A 16120-nucleotide genomic window follows, 5' to 3' on the forward strand; every position below is an offset into this window, starting at 1 on the left:
ACTTCCAGGCTCAACTTTTTACAAACTAGTAAAAGAAAGAAGCCTATGATAAATTTGTTACCATTTTTGACGAAGCTGAGGGGTTTTATACATAAAGGACTAGCAGATCGAGCAAAATAAGCCGTTAAGCTCGCTTTTGATAATTGGTCACTGGTATAGAAGCCCATTTTGGGATATTGTGATCGATTTTTGCGACAACCACAGTCATGTCATCCTCAATTGAACCTTCTCGGGAACGGATAACTTCCTCCATGATCAAGTCTGCAATTGCCTGCGGATCTTCTGTCTGAAGCTCATTGATTTTCCGTTTCATCCATAAATCATAGTTTTCGACATGCTTAGGGCCTTCGAATACGCCATCGCTCATCATAACCAGCAGGTCCCCTGCCTTCAGTTGTTCGCCGACAACATCTACCTCGAATTCCTGCAATATTCCCATCGGCAAATTGCTCGCCTGCACCTTCATTACTTTCCCGCCGCGCTTAATAAAGCTTGGCGTCGAACCGATTTTCAAGAATCGGGCAGACGCATTTTGCAGGTCAATCATGACCAAATCGAGGGTCGAGAAAATTTCATCAGTTGTCCTTAACGATAAAATCGAATTCACTGACTTAATTGCTACTTTTTCTTCAATGCCAGATTGCAGGATTTGCTGCAACAGTAATAAAGTATCCCTGCTTTCAGAATGAGCTCTTTCTCCATTGCCCATTCCGTCACTGATGGCAATCGCGTATTTTCCGCCGCTCAGCTCAATGGTGGAATAACTGTCTCCTGATATGAGATCCCCATCCTTGGCCGCATGGGCCACTCCTGTAGACACAGTATAGGCTTTCGCGGATCGGAATGTCACATGGCAAAAACCATTCGGGAATGTCGAACATTCTTCTGAATTGACAACGATGTTTTCTTTCAGGATATCGGAAAGCATTGGTGCAATTAACTTTTCACATTCACCATGTCCCTGGCAGTATGGAATCGTCATGTCAATATCCACATTCCCTTGTTCCAGACTATAGATCTCCACATTCCCTTGTTCCAGACTATAGATCTCCACATTCTCGATATGGATGCCGAACTCCTGGAGGGCCTCCAGTATTTGTTCTTCTTGTTTCGAATGGTTTTCGCGTTCACGCTGGATTTCCTTAGCGAAATCCCCCATTACTTCTGAAACACCAAGCAATTGGTCAGCAACAAGTCGCCTGCTTTCCTGGACCTGTTTCTTGAGTTTCTTGTTCGCCTGATAATAGGTCAGCTGCTGCTGCATGATTTCCATTACCTTTTTCGATCTAGTGCAATGCTTGTCCCATTCACGGGAAAGTTTTTGCGGCACTGCACCAGAATTTTGATCCATCTCTTGCATAATCTCACTCATATAGTCATAGGTTGTATTAAAGTTCCTTGTCCAGCAATGGTCTTTCTTAAAGCATGTCTGGCACGTTTTCTCTGTGACATTGCTCAAGAAATAATCCATATCGCGGTCAGTTTCAATCGTTTCATCCTGCACCTGAAGTGTAGAAAAGCTTTTCGACAGCGCTTCAAAAACATTTGAGAACTGGACGACACGCTGTGCTGTCACATCTCTCATTTTTCTCATATATTGCTGCTGCTCAGCTGAATACTCCGGTGTGCCTGGTATATGTTTGGCGATTTTCGACGTAAGTGATTGAGGAGTAAGAAAGAACAGCAAGACTGCCGCCGCTGATTCGGTCAGCGTCTGGCCGAGCGCGCCTCCGCCCTCGCCATACATCCCGATTAACAGTGTGGCGATGAACAATCCAAGTGCCACCCCTGGTTTCCTTCCCTCTTTTAGCAAGCCGCCAAGCAAACCAGAGAAGGCGAGCAGGCTCATATGGTAAAAACTCGACACGTTCGCGAGACTGAAAATCAATCCTGTTACAACTCCGACTGTGGAACCCACTGTGGCACCGGCAACAAATGAAAATATGAGTACCAGATACCGGGACATTACATGCTCTACCGACAAATCATAGATTGTCCAACCGATTGTCCCTGTCATTACTGAAGCAAGCATGATAATCAAACAGACTATTTCCTCCGTTTTCAATGATTGCTTGCGCTTGCTGGCTGTCATCAATGGAATGCTTTGCATGAAGATGAAAGTCAACACCAGGCCTAGACCAGCTTCGACCCCAGTCATCATTCCTTCATACAAAGTGATATTTCCAGACAAAATAAGAACTTTCAACATTTTGCCTATTAAAATAGTAAAAAATATATAAAACGGAAGCACTTTCATAGAATTCTGGATCCATTTTTTCGTCAGTTTGTATAACAGTAAAAATAAGAATACAGAACCAAACGTGAAGATGGCGTCAGTAAATGACAATGTTGCAGCTCCAGCAACCAACCCAAACAGCGCAATAGGTGCGCGGTCTTTCCGGATAAGATACACCGCTGCAAAAAATGGAAGGCTAAAAGGGGTCAACTGCGCCAGTATCAAGGCACGGCCAAGCAAGAATCCAATGATCAGAAAAATATAGCCTTTTTTCAGGAAAAGGGTTTCAATTTTGGATTGCAGCTTCGACATGCCTTTTGCAAACCTGAATCGTGATTCCTCGAGATGAACTTCACCGATCGGTTCCATCATGTTCCTTTCTACCTTTTGCATTTAATACACTCCCCGTTTTTTTATCGTTGCTGATTATTATAAAAGGGAGCAATCCAGAAGTTTGTCAAAAATCAGGACAAGCATTAAAGTTTCGTTCGACGCATTTCCCCGAAAACTCGAAATACCACGGATTATTTTAGGCAGCCCTCCAAACTCCGCTAAAATTTACCTATTAATATTTTCTTCTTTTCTTTAAAAATCCATTGACACTATTTTAATATCTATGTATTATATTTCTTGTGCCTCAAAACACATTATCAATATGGCGGTGTAGCTCAGCTGGCTAGAGCGTACGGTTCATACCCGTAAGGTCGGGGGTTCGATCCCCTCCGCCGCTACTAACGAAAAGCGGAGGCGACTGCTTAGCTCCGACAAGCGCTGGAGGGCCGGCAGGTGAAGTCGTTTTTTGACTTCATCGGACGGACCGAAGCGACTCGAGGAGCTAGGAGCCGAAGCTGGACAATTAGAAAAGCGTAAGCGCCCTGTTCAGTCCCGACAAGTGTTGATGGGCTAGGCGCCGAAGCTTGTATTATTATAACGGCCCCTTGGTCAAGCGGTTAAGACACCGCCCTTTCACGGCGGTAACACGGGTTCGAATCCCGTAGGGGTCATCACACAAAAACCTCGTTCCTTTTTAAGGAGCGAGGTTTTTTATGTATTTCCTGGCATTGCAAGGACTTTACTTTTACCCTTTTTTCTTTCTAGCGCATTTTCGGGCAATGCAGCGACTCTGCTTTTACCCAAATTAACTCTCGCACTGTTTTTCGGGTAATGAAACGACTCTCCTTTTACCCAATTTTACTTTCATACCATTTTTCGGGCAATGCGCCCCTAAACAAAACAAAAAGACAAGCCCTTTAAAAGACTTGTCTTGGTATAGCATGATTCCTGCTATTATATATATTCACTTAGCAGCAAGTTACCCTCTTCTAGCTCCTCTTCCGCCGCGCTTAGATTCGGTAGCGCGTTTAAGAGTGGACAGGCGGTCTTCGCTGTCCTTCAAGAATTTCGCCATTTTTGATTCGAAATTTTCCGGACGGGCATTGCGGTTGTCGTTTCCTCTGCCGCCGCCGCCGCGTGGACGCTGTGAGTAAGGTCTTGATTCAGATCTTTCTGGTCTTGCAGGTCGTTCTGGCCTATCAACAGCCTTCTTGATAGATAAACCGATTTTACCGTCTTTTTCAACATTGATAACCTTTACTTCAACCTGGTCGCCCACTTTGAGGTGGTCATTAATGTCTTTTACATAGTTGTCTGCAACCTCACTGATATGAACCAGTCCAGTTGAGCCTCCCGGCAGTTCCACAAACGCCCCGAAATTTGTAATACCTGTTACCTTTCCCTGTAGCTTGCTGCCTACTTCGATTGACATAAAAAAAGTTTTGCCTCCTTAAAGATATAAAAAATCAAACTTACATTATATTATACAGAATATCAAAAAAGAGTGTCAATAAGGCGAATCTTGGGAGTCCATTTTCTCTTTGGGAAGGTTGAAGATGATTTCATTCTTTTCGGACAGGAAATATTCCTTGCGGGCAAGCTTTGCTATGTATTCATCATCGTTCAATTTGACGATTTCCTCATCCAGAATCTCCTGCTTTTTTTGAAGGCTTGCTAATTTTTGTTCAAGCTGTTCCTTTTCCGCCTGCTTCTTTTCAAGGGCTGCAGACTGTGAAATGTACGTTGAGATCATCAAATAAGAGATGACCGATGCGAAGAGAGCAAAGACTGCGAGGCGCCTGAAAAGCAGTTTTCGCTTTCTAGATTCTGCAATACCTGCTTTTTCACGCTGCTGTACATATTGATTTTCAATCCTGGCTATGTTCTTTTTCCTGATGACACCCATTCCCCGCAGTCCTCCTTATAATTTATTTTTTAAAGTTCTTTATCCATTTTATCGGCTTAGTAGAATAGTTCTTTACTATAATTAGAAATCCTGCCAATTTATTATATAACTTCTCGACGCTTTTTTTAACTGTTTTCGGCAAAAGTTTCCAAAAAAGTAAGAATATAATCTTAACTGGTTTCCAAATGAAACTGTTTAACAGCCATAGTAAAACGGCAAGAAACCATTTTCCTAGAGCGTAAAGGCCTCTTCCCGTCAAAAGCAATAGTGATAAGGCGGTAGCAGCCAGAAACTGGAGGGGCCTAATCACAAGCATCCTGATCGCCTTCACGATAAACACATACACGTTGATTGTGATGGCAATGGCCCGCTCAAGCAACTTAAGATACATATTTTTAAAAAGACTCTGGTACGCTGCAAAGCCGCATAACAATGCCAGGAAGATATAAAAACGCAATTCTCCCATATTCACTGAAAATAAGACATAAAATATCGACAGACCCTGGAACACCCAAAACAAAATGTCATTGATAAAGACAATCCACGACTTTCGTTTTGACCTTTTCAGAAAACGATTATGGGTATCAAGTGAAGCTCCGAATAAGCTGCCCATCCCAATCATGGCGAGCATCGTCAAAAATTGGGTAGACAATGTCATCGGAATAACTTGCTAAAGAAGCCTTTAGCTTTCTCCCCATGCTGGTCATCAAGATAGACCAGGTCGAAGATTTTCCCCTTGATCGATACAATGCCTTTGTCGACATCCAGGTTTTTCATCTGGAGGTTCTGGCCCTTGATCGCAAGGAATCCCATGACAGTCTCTAGTAAAAACTCTTCATTGTCGAAGCTTTCAACCTGCTTTACTCCCGTAATATCAAGTGTCCGTCTGCCTCTCATCACTAAATCGTGGTCTGGCAAATTACTTTTTGTCTGGTTCGTTTCATAGTATTGGCTCATCATTACCCCTCACAATCATAATGCACTTTTGTACATGTTTATGATTGGATAAGGGAGAATAGAACAAGCCTTCACAGGAAGCTTAGCTTACTCTTCATCATCTCCAGGAATTCGCTCTTCCCCAAGGATTGTGTACATTTCTGCAGCCTCATCCTTGCGTGAGGTTTCCTGGATCCTTTCGATCTTCACGGAAACAACCTTTTGTCCGAACCGGATTGCCAGTTCATCACCTGCTTTTACATTCGTACTTGCTTTCGCAGGCACACCATTGACGGAGATCCTTCCCTGGTCGGATACTTCCTTCGCCAATGTTCTTCTCTTGATTAATCTTGATACCTTTAAGAATTTATCCAGCCTCATCGTATTTAAACCCCTTTTTTCTTATTGGTTTGATTTACCTACGCTCTTTACATAAATTTTTGTTGCTTCCAGACTCAAAGTAAAAACCGGCTTCTGGGTTTTTTGCGATTACTTACGCATGTTCATTTAGTGAGCATCTTTGAAAAGAGCCCAAAACCTCTAATAATACGGATTACTGTATGTGTTCGAAAAGCAACAATCAATGTGAAAACAGCCTTTACCTATAAACCTTGTGTTTTCGCTTCCTCCCAGAAAGCATCCAATTCATCCAATGTGTAATCATCGACACTTCGGCCATTCTCTGCTGCTTTTTGTTCGATATAGGCAAAGCGGCGCATGAACTTCCGGTTGGCCTTGTTCAGTGCCTCTTCAGGATTGATATCATAATGCCTTGCGAAGTTGACGAGCGCGAACAATAGGTCCCCGTACTCCAACTGGATATCTTCCTGAATGCCATTTCCAGTGATTTCTTCTGAAAGTTCTTCGATTTCTTCCTTTACCTTATCAAGGATCGGAGCCACCGTCTTCCAGTCGAATCCTACTTTAGCGGCTTCCTTTTGCAACTCATATGCCTTAAGCAGATTCGGAAGCCCTTTGCCGGCTCCCTCCAGCATAGATTTTACGGCACCGCCCTTTTCCTGCTCCTTGATCTCCTGCCAGTTTTTCAAGACCTCAGCTTCATCTTCAGCTGTTTTGTCCCCGAACACATGAGGATGCCTGCGAACCATTTTTGCAGACAGGCCTTCAATTACATCATCAATGGTAAAATAGCCCTCATCCTCACCAATCTGCGCATGCAGCATGACTTGAAGCAGCACATCTCCCAACTCTTCAATCATATGATCGATATCATCGTTATCAATCGCCTCTAGCAATTCATACGATTCTTCAATCAAATACTTTTTTAATGTTTGATGAGTCTGCTTCTTATCCCAAGGACACCCATTCGGACCGCGCAGTTCTGATATAATTCCACGCAACTTCAGAAAATCCTTGTATAAAATTTGCTCATTTTCAACAGGTGGAACATAAACAGATGTCAAATTACTTAGCTCCATCTCCCTGTCGAGTTCATATAATGGAACTTTTTTAATGACTTCCTCACTGCTTCCGGCAGCAGTCACGATGTATATCTCATAATCATCTGGCAATTTTTCCATAAGTGTCAGCTTGACGTCAGATGCAACGAACGCGTCATAGACCTGTCCGATAATTGTGTGACTCTTTAGCAGTAAATCTTCTTTTGACAGTGCGGTGCCGTCAAGCAGTTGAAAACCTTCGATCGGATCAATCGTCAGTGACTGGAACATGGCATCGAGGAAGCTCTGACCGCCGCCAATTTCAATTTCTGTATCCCGCTTTGGCCCTCGTTCGAGCAGGAGCTGCACGGTTCGCTCGGCAATCAAAGGATGTCCAGGAACTCCATAGGTTACAGGCGCTTTTTCTGCTTCTGCAAGCAAAATCTCTGATATCTCTTCATAAACATCCGAAAACTGATCATGTTTTTCATATACGTCATCGAAGGATTGAAACTGCAATCCTTCCTTCTCAAGCTCGGCGACTACCGGATGCTCCTTTGTCCGCAAATACAGGTTTTTTTCCTGCTTCAGCTTTTTATATACACCAAGCGGCAGCTGGTCAAGGTCACCTGCTCCCAGTCCGATGATCAATATTTTATTAGTCATATCTACACTTCCTCCTTCAAGGCTCTATTTAGAGAACAACTGGACAATTCTGCTGCCAAATGGCAAAGTTACTAGTTCTTCTTCAGTCAAAGCCCTGGTTTTTATCAAAATAAAAAAGTAAACAAGTGCCCCCACGGCCACTGAGCTTAATGCCTGAAATACAGCTCCGAGCCTGTCTGGTTCAATATATCCATATCCGAAATCCGTTATATATAAAAATAATCGCAGAAAGACAGCCATCATGGCCGAGGCAAACAATATTTTCGCTATAAAGACAAGTGATAAAACAGGCTGCCCCAGCTCACGTCTTAGTTTATAAATCAGGATAAACATGACAGCCAGCATCGCAGCCAATGTGGCAATAGCTGCGCCCATTGTTCCAGCAATAGGGATGAGCAATAGGTTTAATATGTATTTCAATCCAAATCCCGCAAGAATGACCGCCGCCGGAAAAATGGACTTATCAAGCCCCTGTAATATACTCATAATTGTCAGGATGACAGAGCCAAATAAAATCATCAGGCTGAGTAGTCCAAGAACATCGGATCCATCTGCATTCTCAAACAGCATGATATTTGCTGGAACGATGATGCTGTATAAGCCAACCGCCGCCGCAGCACCAAATATCAGGCTTGTCTGAAGCGCAAGCCTGACTTTGGGAAGGACTTTTTCCCGCCGATTACTTGATTTGTCACCAGAAATCGCCGGTACAAGGCTTAATGACATCGAGGTGGCGACAACTGTCCCAAGCTGGATGAGCGGCTGCCCTCGATCAAAAATGCCTTTGGCCGATTTTGCTTCCTCTGCAGTCAGTCCCGTTGCCAGCAATGAGGCATACATATTCAACGAATCTGCCAACTGAAGCAATATTAACAGCATCCCACTAATGCTTATCGCAAATCCCTGAATGATAAGTGCTTTTAAGACCCAAGCTGCGTCCTTAAATAGAACCCTAATATGAAAACGCGTGAAGGGATTAGCTCCTCTATTTTTCAGATAGAAAAAGCCTAGAATTAAAACGGAAATGACTCCGCCGGTTATTGACCCGAACACAGCACCGGCACCAGTGATATAAAGAGAGAAGCCTTGCTGTACCAGGACCGCTGACAGGATCAGAATAGTCGCAACACGGATGAATTGTTCAGAAACCTGAGATATCGCAGTCGGAACCATGTTTCCCTTTCCCTGGAAGTATCCCCTGAACACAGAGGTGAACGGGAAGATCAGGAATGGCACGGAGACGACCTTGAATAAAGGCTTTAGTTCAGGGTCACCGATTTTTTCGGCAATCCATCCAGAACCAAAATAGAAAAACAAAAAGAACAGTAGTCCAACCATGCTGAGAAAAACAAGTGAAATAGCCAAAAGCCTATCCGCCCTGCCAGTATTCCCTGCAGCCTGCTGCTCCGTATAAAGCTTGGATATCACAACTGGAAATCCATATGTAGATAAAACCATGACAATCCCAAAAAAAGGGTAAACCTGCTGATAAATATAAAAACCAATGTCCCCGACAATATTTTGAAACGGGACACGGTAAACTGCGCTTAAAATTTTTGTAACGAGGGCTGCCATAGTCAGGATCATGGCTCCCTTCATCAGTTCCTTTGAATCTGCAACGGGCTTCATCGCCCATCTCCTTCCAATTCTTCATTTTCAACCGTATTATATCACAAGGGTAAAAGCGTCTGCCCCAAGCATGACAGGTAACACCAATTTGTTAGAAGGATGTAACATAGAAAAGCGCAAGCGCCTTGGTCAGACCCGACAATCGCTGGAGGGCCGACCAGTGAAGTCGTTCTTTGACTTCATTGGGCGGACCAAAGCGACTCGAGGGGCTAGGCGCTGGAGCTGGACAAATAGAAAAGCGCAAGCGCCTTGGTCAGACCCGACAATCGCTGGAGCTGGACACTATTCTTCGTGCACGAAGCTTATACTTCAAAACACGAAAAGAGGCAGCTTTGACAGCTGCCCTTTTAGGTAAGATTATAAATCCGTAAAAATCAGGAATCTTGATTATTGCTCCATCTGTCTTGCCAGGAAGCCTGCAGCTGTTTCAACAGCTTTTTGTTCCACGTCACCCAATGATCCTTCTTTAGAGAAGATTATTACTGCCCCGATTGGATCTCCGTTTGCAATGATTGGCCCGATTGTATAAGCAGATACAGGCTCTTCATTCCCCTCAACAAGCGAGATGTTAGTCTGCTGGTTCACAAGGGACGAAGTGCGGTCTTCCATCGTCTTTTCAACAAGTTCACTGATGTTTTTATTCAAGTAGTCCTTCTTGGAACTTCCAGCCAATGTGATATAAGTATCTCTATCGCAAATTAATACCGGGTTGCCTAAGCTATCATATAGCGCTTCTGCATACTCCTTCGCAAAATCGCTCAGTTCACTGATTGGTGAATACTTCTTTAAAATGACTTCACCATCACGGTCCACAAAGATTTCGAGTGGATCTCCTTCACGAATACGAAGTGTTCTTCTAATTTCTTTAGGTATTACGACACGACCTAAATCATCGATTCGACGAACAATACCAGTTGCTTTCATCCAACGTTGCCTCACTTTCATCTGATGATTATTTTTTTAGGTAAGGTTGTTTTCGTATTAATTGTTGTTTTTCGGAAATAATCCTTTTGTCGAAGGTTTACGAAATGAGCCTTCGATAATGATACTGCCTTTATTAATCAACCTTACCAAGATTTGAACTTAGTATCTTTCATATGGAAAGTTCTATACACTTCTCATTATTATTTTCTTTGAAGTGATAAAGGTGCCAAAAACGGATAAACCTTCCAGCTAATAATTGCGTACACACAAAAATTACCCTTGTCTATCTTTTTTGAAACACCTTATCATTTTACATTTAGATTACAAATTATTTCCAAATGGTTACGATACTGTATTTTCCTGTTCTTTTTGGGTGTCATGAAGTCCCTTAATCATCTCGAAAGTAATGTCGAACCAGCGGTCGTTTTTCATGCCTTTCGTATGGACGACCATTTTTAGTTTTTTGCCATCCATTCCAAGCCCGACTGCATTCCTATATTGGCTGCTTAGCTTGAACACCTTCTGTCCATCAATTCTGCTGCTTCCATCCTCTGTTAAAAGAATCGTTACATCCTGCTTAGCCTGTTTAATTGTTTCCACACCTGCGGTGATTGCATACACCTTAAGTTCTGCTACCTTAAATAGGGTGTCCACTTCTGCAGGGTAATCCCCGAACCTGTCGGTAATTTCCTCTTTCAATTCATCGATATCCTTCAATGTCTCTATACCACGGAAGCGCTTATACATCTCGATTTTCTGGTGTCCATCAGAGATGTAGCTATCAGGTATATATGCATCAAGTTCAAGATCGATTTCAATCGAAGGCTTGCGCACTTGATCCTTCTCAGGCTTGCGCTCCTCAATTGCTTCCTTGAGCATCTGTGAATACAGATCAAAACCGACTGAGTCGATAAAGCCATGCTGCTGGGCACCGAGCAAATTACCGGCACCACGGATTGACAGGTCACGCATCGCGATTTTAAAACCAGAGCCCAGCTCAGTGAATTCTTTGATTGCCTGCAGGCGTTTTTCCGCAACCTCAGTCAGAATCTTATCTTTTCGGTATGTGAAGTAGGCGTAGGCCACCCTGTTTGAGCGTCCAACCCGTCCTCTTAGCTGATAAAGCTGGGAAAGACCCATTTTATCTGCATCGTAAACAATCAGTGTATTTACATTCGGAATATCCACACCTGTCTCAATGATTGTCGTGCTGACCAGGACATCATATTCTCCTTCAAGGAAACCAAGCATGACAGATTCCAGTTCATTTTCGGTCATCCGGCCGTGTGCAAAAGTGACACGTGCATCAGGCACAAGCATGGATATCTCTTCAGCCTTCCGTTCGATATCCTCAACTCGGTTATATAGGAAGTAAACTTGTCCGTTCCTGGCAAGCTCTCGCTCAATCGACTCGCGGACAAGTCCCCCGTTGTATTCCATGACATATGTCTGGACAGGAAAGCGGTTTTCAGGCGGCGTTTCGATGACTGATAGATCCCTGACGCCCAGCATCGACATGTGCAGTGTTCTTGGAATTGGCGTCGCCGTCAAAGTCAGGACATCTACATTTGTCTTAAGCTGCTTGATTTTTTCCTTATGCGTTACCCCAAAGCGTTGTTCTTCATCTATGATCAGCAGGCCAAGGTCGCTGTAGGTGATTTCCTTTGATAACAGCCTGTGGGTTCCAACAACAATATCAACACTTCCAGCCTTCAGTCCCTTGATCGTCTCCGTTTGCTGCTTGCGGGTACGGAACCTGCTCAACAAACCAATGTTAATCGGGAAGTCCTGAAACCTTTCCCTTAGAGTCTCATAGTGCTGCTGCGCAAGGATGGTCGTTGGCACAAGGAAGGCTACCTGCTTTCCATCAGCAATCGCCTTGAAGGCAGCCCTGATTGCAACCTCTGTTTTACCATAGCCGACATCCCCGCACAGCAAGCGGTCCATCGGGCGTTCACGTTCCATATCAAGCTTGATTTCATGGATGGAACGAACCTGGTCTTCAGTTTCCTGATATGGGAATGAAGATTCAAAGTCGCGCTGCATCTCGCCATCAGGAGAGAAAGCGTGCCCGATGCTCGCCTCACGCTCTGCATAAAGCTTGATCAAATCGTCTGCGATATCTTGTACAGAGGACTGAACCTTACTCTTGACCCTTTTCCAATCGCTGCCGCCGAGCTTATAGACCTTAGGTTCTTTACCTTCTGAGCCGACGTATTTTTGGACAAGGTCAATCTGCTCGACCGGGACGTAAAGCTTATCACTTCCCTGGTATCGGATATGAAGATAATCCTTATGAACGCCATTGATCACGAGCGTTTCTATGCCCAGGTATTTCCCGATTCCGTGGTTTACATGGACGACATAATCGCCAATCTTAAGCTCAGAATAACTCTTGATCCGCTCTGCATTCGATAGCTTTTGTCTTCTCGCAGGCTTCTTTGTTTTTTTATTGAAGAGTTCCTCTTCCGTAATCACAGCTATCTTCTGGATTGGGAATTCAAAGCCCGTATTCAGGCTGCCCTGGATAATCTGAACTTTTCCCGGCAGCAATTCCTGCTTGCTGTTCATTTTTACTGCATCGATTTCATAGTCTTCAAGAACTCGCTCGAGCTTTTTGACTCTTTCGGCGTCCGGACCAAGGAAAATAACCGCATAATTTCCTTTGCGCCAGCGGTCGACTTCTCCTTTAAGCACATGCATCTGACCATGGAAATTCTGCATCTGCTTGCATGAGATATTGATGATGTTTTGCGGACTCGTGTTTGGAACATGCCTTAAAAATAAAGATAGATACACAATTGGCTTTCCGGCTTTACTCATCAAGTCAGGCAGCTGGTGTGAAATCTTCAGGTCATGGATGATCTGCCCTTCACCGAGGAGACTCGTATACCATTCCGCTTCTTCCTTGCTAAGAGACTCATTCATCTCCTGAACCCTGCTTATTTCATCGACGAACAGAAAACCATTAGACGGCAAGTAATCTATTAAACTTTGAGGCTTTTCGTACGCAATGGATAAGTACTTAAAAACTTGATCAGGTTTTTGCCCATTGCGAAGCTGTTCCAATTCATAGCCAATGTTTTGCGACATCAGCGTCTTCGCTTTTTCATCCTTAAGCTTCTTCAAACTGCCTGAGAGCCCTTTTTCCAGCCCCGCGACCAGACGGTCCAGCTGTTCATTCTCGATTGGGTTTTCTATCGCTGGTCCAATCGCTACAGTTTTCATTTTTTCCTTCGAGCGCTGGTCCTCAAGTGAAAATGTCCTGATTGAGTCAACCTCAGCATCAAACAGCTCAATCCTGATTGGGTCTGCCGATGTCAGCGGATAAATGTCGATAATTCCGCCGCGAAGGCTGAATTCACCAGGAGCCGAAACCATTTCCGCCCTAACATAGCCCATGCTGACAAACCGGTTAAGAACCGATTCGAGATCAATCTCTTCACCGAGCTTGAATGTCATCTGGAATTTCGACCATAGATCCTTTGGCGGCAGCAGCTTCCTAAGGCCAGCCATCGGGACAATCACAATACCTGTCTTCTTTTTGCTCCAATGATTCAGAGCCTCAATCCTCTGTGCCTTCAGCTCAGGGCTTGAAATACTTATTTCAGCGGCAATCAATTCATTTGCCGGGTAAAGATAAACATCATTTTCCCCTATTAAATTAACAAGATCATCATGTAGTTTTTGCGCTTGCAATAAATTATGTGTGACGATCAGGACGGGGCGCTTCGTCTGTTCGTAAATTGCCGCTAAAAAGACCGTCCTCGCTGAACCAGAAAGGCCTGCGACGAGTTGTTCCCTAAGCCCCGCATCCATTCCGGATATAACAGATTGGACATCATCCTGATGACTAAATAGAGCTTTCAGCCCCTGCATCCAAACCTCTCCCTCTCTATAAAAAAATGCTAATCTTTACTTTTAAAAAGGCTCTTTTCTCAAACTTTGTTGCTATTGACTACAAAATAGGATTAAATAACCTATGTTTCTTCACAATATTAAAAATTATTAGGAGAAAAGAGCTTGCACACTTAATACCGAACTACAAAATAGATACTTTCACGTTAAAATCGGCTTTAGGATTTTAACAACAATCTTTACGAAAACAGCCTTTAATAATTATGGCCAAAATACAAACAGAAAAATGCTTTGGATGAGGAATCCAAAGCTTGTCAGTGAATTAGGTAGTCATGCTGGTGGAAGTCTGGGTTGCGTTCCAGGGCTTCTTGACAGTCTTCACAGATCGATTTTATATTGATGTCACCATTTCCTGCGTAAGAAACCATCTCCTGGCGCTCTTCCTCAGTCAGCTTATGCAGCCCTAAACTTTCACTGTGGACAGAGAAACTGTCCAGTGAGCCCATCTTCGTGCCGCAATGACGGCAATGATAGTGTATAGCCATGCCCGTCCCTCCCAAATTAAGTCATTATCATTATTGACCCTTTGGCAGGAACTTATGCACTTAGCCTATTGTATGATTCTTTTTTTACATTATAATACTTGATCAAAAGATTGGCATGTTTATTTCGCCATCTTTAATAAAATCTTCTATTGATTAAATGTATTCATAACTTCTAAGAAAGGCTTTTTAATCCATTCTTCACAAGCATCGGCAGACTTCATTACAGCTTCAGCCATCTGTTCGTTTTCTTCCGCTGTAAAACGTCCGAGAACCCAATCCGTGATCGCCATTCCATTTGTAGGGCGGCTGATACCTACCCTGATTCGCTTGAATTCCTGTGTTCCAGTATGGGCAATCGTCGACTTAATTCCATTATGGCCGCCAGCGCTGCCTTTTTGGCGCAATCTGATTCTGCCCGTCGGCATATCGAGGTCATCATAGATTACGACTATATCCTCCAGATCCATATCATAAAAATCCATAACGGCCCTGATTGATTCACCAGAAAGGTTCATATAGGTCAAAGGCTTAAGTAGGATTACCTTTTCACCGCCAACAAATCCCTTTCCATATAAGCCTTTATGTTTTGCCTGATCCAATGAAATGTTCCACCGTTTGGATAACTCATCAATGACTTCAAAGCCGATATTGTGCCTTGTTTTATCATATTGCCTTCCTGGATTCCCAAGTCCAACAAATAACTTCACTTTCCACACCCCTAACCAAACGCATATCATCTCTTTAAATCACTAATTCCCCTTGATTCAGGGAAAACCAGAAAGAATTTCTATTTCTAATGTACACGAAAACTGCAAAAGACGTAACCCTTTTAGGCTACGTCTATTGCTGCTTTATTCTTCGCTCGCTTCAGTTTCTCTTCCTTCTTCATTTTCAGGCTCTCCTGGTTCTTGTTCTTCTCCAGAATTGATTTCTTCTTCCACTTTAGGAGGAAGAATTGAAACGACTACCGTGTTTTCGTCATCATTAATTTCGTAACTTCCTGTTTTGATATCAGCAAGTGTCAGGTTTTCATTCACTTGCAGGTTTGTGATATCTACATCAATTGACTCAGGGATATTGCCTGGAGTCGAAGTAATGTTCACTTCGTGGATCGGCTGCTGAAGTACGCCGCCATCCTTGACACCTGCAGCATCGCCCACGAGGTTTACTCGGACGCTTGCATGTACCTTCGAACTTTTATCGACAACAAGGAAATCAGCATGGAGAATCTCATTCTTAATGTGGTCTTCCTGGTAATCAGTCAGCATGACACTATGCTGATTCCCACCTACATCAAGTGAAATGACACCATTTCGGCCATTTTCGCGGATGGTCTTCACAAACTCAATGCTGTCTACATAAATCGACTTACTATCCGTCGTCCTTCCATACACGACTGCCGGGATATTACCCTCCTGGCGTAACTTCCTTAAGGTAGAACGTTGAGTACCTGTGCGCTCATTTGCTTTCAATACTGCACCCATAGTTTTGTCCCCTTCCTATTTCGTAAGTTCTTGTCTATATAAAAAATGCCCCAAAATAGGAAGGTCTAAACGTTTTACTTTTTTTAGAGGCTCTATTAAACATGGCTGTTGAGTTTCGTTCCAGGCACTTCGCTTTCCGCGGGAAATTGCTACAGGTTCTTGACAGCTTTGGCCCTGTTTCCTTGAAACCTGTCACAATAACA

Annotated in this window: 14 protein-coding genes and 2 tRNA genes; 3 read left to right on the forward strand and 13 right to left on the reverse strand. The window is 43.5% G+C overall.

What is annotated here, in order from left to right; all coding sequences use genetic code 11:
- Positions 1 to 124 precede the first annotated feature (124 nt).
- Positions 125 to 2629, reverse strand: a complete 2505-nt coding sequence (gene spoIIE, locus TY49_RS00255; protein WP_041963896.1) for a stage II sporulation protein E — start codon at positions 2627 to 2629, stop codon at positions 125 to 127.
- 264 nt (positions 2630 to 2893) lie between these two features.
- Between spoIIE and TY49_RS00260 the strand changes: the two genes are divergently transcribed.
- Both TY49_RS00260 and TY49_RS00265 read left to right on the forward strand, forming a co-directional pair.
- Positions 2894 to 2967 (forward strand) — tRNA-Met (locus tag TY49_RS00260).
- 201 nt (positions 2968 to 3168) lie between these two features.
- A tRNA-Glu gene (locus TY49_RS00265) sits at positions 3169 to 3240 on the forward strand.
- Positions 3241 to 3548: 308 nt separating this feature from the next.
- On the opposite strand, the gene TY49_RS00270 is transcribed toward TY49_RS00265, so the two are convergent.
- The 7 genes from TY49_RS00270 to TY49_RS00300 all read right to left on the reverse strand — a co-directional run bounded on the left by TY49_RS00270 (position 3549) and on the right by TY49_RS00300 (position 9106).
- Positions 3549 to 4001 carry a S1 domain-containing RNA-binding protein gene (locus TY49_RS00270; protein WP_041963897.1) on the reverse strand — a complete coding sequence of 151 codons (453 nt, stop codon included), beginning with the start codon at positions 3999 to 4001 and terminating at the stop codon, positions 3549 to 3551.
- A gap of 75 nt (positions 4002 to 4076) precedes the next feature.
- Complete coding sequence (locus TY49_RS00275; protein WP_041963898.1) at positions 4077 to 4475, reverse strand: FtsB family cell division protein; 399 nt, start codon at positions 4473 to 4475, stop codon at positions 4077 to 4079.
- Positions 4476 to 4497: 22 nt separating this feature from the next.
- Positions 4498 to 5133, reverse strand: a complete 636-nt coding sequence (gene yabQ / locus TY49_RS00280; protein WP_041963899.1) for a spore cortex biosynthesis protein YabQ — start codon at positions 5131 to 5133, stop codon at positions 4498 to 4500.
- The gene (yabP, locus tag TY49_RS00285) at positions 5130 to 5432 is read right to left on the reverse strand and encodes a sporulation protein YabP (protein WP_023613305.1); all 303 of its coding nucleotides are present in this window, start codon (positions 5430 to 5432) and stop codon (positions 5130 to 5132) included. The genes yabQ and yabP overlap by 4 nt, the downstream gene beginning before the upstream one ends.
- An 87-nt stretch (positions 5433 to 5519) precedes the next feature.
- A complete protein-coding gene (locus TY49_RS00290; RefSeq protein WP_041963900.1) occupies positions 5520 to 5792 on the reverse strand; it encodes an RNA-binding S4 domain-containing protein in 273 nt (90 codons plus the stop codon).
- A 221-nt stretch (positions 5793 to 6013) separates the two neighbouring features.
- On the reverse strand, positions 6014 to 7477 hold the full coding sequence (yabN, locus tag TY49_RS00295) for a bifunctional methyltransferase/pyrophosphohydrolase YabN (protein WP_041963901.1): 1464 nt from the start codon (positions 7475 to 7477) through the stop codon (positions 6014 to 6016).
- 24 nt (positions 7478 to 7501) lie between these two features.
- Positions 7502 to 9106 (reverse strand): putative polysaccharide biosynthesis protein, encoded by a 1605-nt coding sequence (locus TY49_RS00300; RefSeq protein ID WP_041963902.1) that lies wholly within the window; start codon positions 9104 to 9106, stop codon positions 7502 to 7504.
- Positions 9107 to 9266: 160 nt separating this feature from the next.
- Between TY49_RS00300 and TY49_RS00305 the strand changes: the two genes are divergently transcribed.
- The gene (locus tag TY49_RS00305) at positions 9267 to 9461 is read left to right on the forward strand and encodes a hypothetical protein (RefSeq protein WP_156972565.1); all 195 of its coding nucleotides are present in this window, start codon (positions 9267 to 9269) and stop codon (positions 9459 to 9461) included.
- A 32-nt stretch (positions 9462 to 9493) separates the two neighbouring features.
- On the opposite strand, the gene spoVT is transcribed toward TY49_RS00305, so the two are convergent.
- The 5 genes from spoVT to TY49_RS00330 all read right to left on the reverse strand — a co-directional run bounded on the left by spoVT (position 9494) and on the right by TY49_RS00330 (position 15917).
- Positions 9494 to 10030 carry a stage V sporulation protein T gene (spoVT, locus tag TY49_RS00310; RefSeq protein WP_041963904.1) on the reverse strand — a complete coding sequence of 179 codons (537 nt, stop codon included), beginning with the start codon at positions 10028 to 10030 and terminating at the stop codon, positions 9494 to 9496.
- Between the two features lie 342 nt (positions 10031 to 10372).
- A complete protein-coding gene (gene mfd / locus TY49_RS00315; RefSeq protein ID WP_041963905.1) occupies positions 10373 to 13909 on the reverse strand; it encodes a transcription-repair coupling factor in 3537 nt (1178 codons plus the stop codon).
- Between the two features lie 293 nt (positions 13910 to 14202).
- Positions 14203 to 14433 (reverse strand): anti-sigma-F factor Fin, encoded by a 231-nt coding sequence (fin, locus tag TY49_RS00320; RefSeq protein ID WP_041963906.1) that lies wholly within the window; start codon positions 14431 to 14433, stop codon positions 14203 to 14205.
- Between the two features lie 146 nt (positions 14434 to 14579).
- Positions 14580 to 15140 (reverse strand): aminoacyl-tRNA hydrolase, encoded by a 561-nt coding sequence (gene pth / locus TY49_RS00325; protein WP_041963907.1) that lies wholly within the window; start codon positions 15138 to 15140, stop codon positions 14580 to 14582.
- Positions 15141 to 15284: 144 nt separating this feature from the next.
- Positions 15285 to 15917 carry a 50S ribosomal protein L25/general stress protein Ctc gene (locus TY49_RS00330; RefSeq protein ID WP_041963908.1) on the reverse strand — a complete coding sequence of 211 codons (633 nt, stop codon included), beginning with the start codon at positions 15915 to 15917 and terminating at the stop codon, positions 15285 to 15287.
- Positions 15918 to 16120 lie beyond the last annotated feature (203 nt).

It is taken from the genome of Mesobacillus selenatarsenatis SF-1, assembly GCF_000813125.1.
Taxonomy (GTDB): Bacteria; Bacillota; Bacilli; order Bacillales; family Cytobacillaceae; genus Mesobacillus; species Mesobacillus selenatarsenatis.

Coding starts and splice junctions, on each gene's coding strand:
- yabN (WP_041963901.1), bottom strand. CDS start 7,477: ATGACTAATAAAATATTGATCATCGGACTGGGAGCAGGTGACCTTGAC.
- mfd (WP_041963905.1), bottom strand. CDS start 13,909: ATGCAGGGGCTGAAAGCTCTATTTAGTCATCAGGATGATGTCCAATCT.
- TY49_RS00330 (WP_041963908.1), bottom strand. CDS start 15,917: ATGGGTGCAGTATTGAAAGCAAATGAGCGCACAGGTACTCAACGTTCT.
- fin (WP_041963906.1), bottom strand. CDS start 14,433: ATGGCTATACACTATCATTGCCGTCATTGCGGCACGAAGATGGGCTCA.
- TY49_RS00270 (WP_041963897.1), bottom strand. CDS start 4,001: ATGTCAATCGAAGTAGGCAGCAAGCTACAGGGAAAGGTAACAGGTATT.
- TY49_RS00290 (WP_041963900.1), bottom strand. CDS start 5,792: ATGAGGCTGGATAAATTCTTAAAGGTATCAAGATTAATCAAGAGAAGA.
- TY49_RS00300 (WP_041963902.1), bottom strand. CDS start 9,106: ATGAAGCCCGTTGCAGATTCAAAGGAACTGATGAAGGGAGCCATGATC.
- TY49_RS00275 (WP_041963898.1), bottom strand. CDS start 4,475: ATGGGTGTCATCAGGAAAAAGAACATAGCCAGGATTGAAAATCAATAT.
- spoIIE (WP_041963896.1), bottom strand. CDS start 2,629: ATGCAAAAGGTAGAAAGGAACATGATGGAACCGATCGGTGAAGTTCAT.
- spoVT (WP_041963904.1), bottom strand. CDS start 10,030: ATGAAAGCAACTGGTATTGTTCGTCGAATCGATGATTTAGGTCGTGTC.
- yabQ (WP_041963899.1), bottom strand. CDS start 5,133: ATGACATTGTCTACCCAATTTTTGACGATGCTCGCCATGATTGGGATG.
- yabP (WP_023613305.1), bottom strand. CDS start 5,432: ATGAGCCAATACTATGAAACGAACCAGACAAAAAGTAATTTGCCAGAC.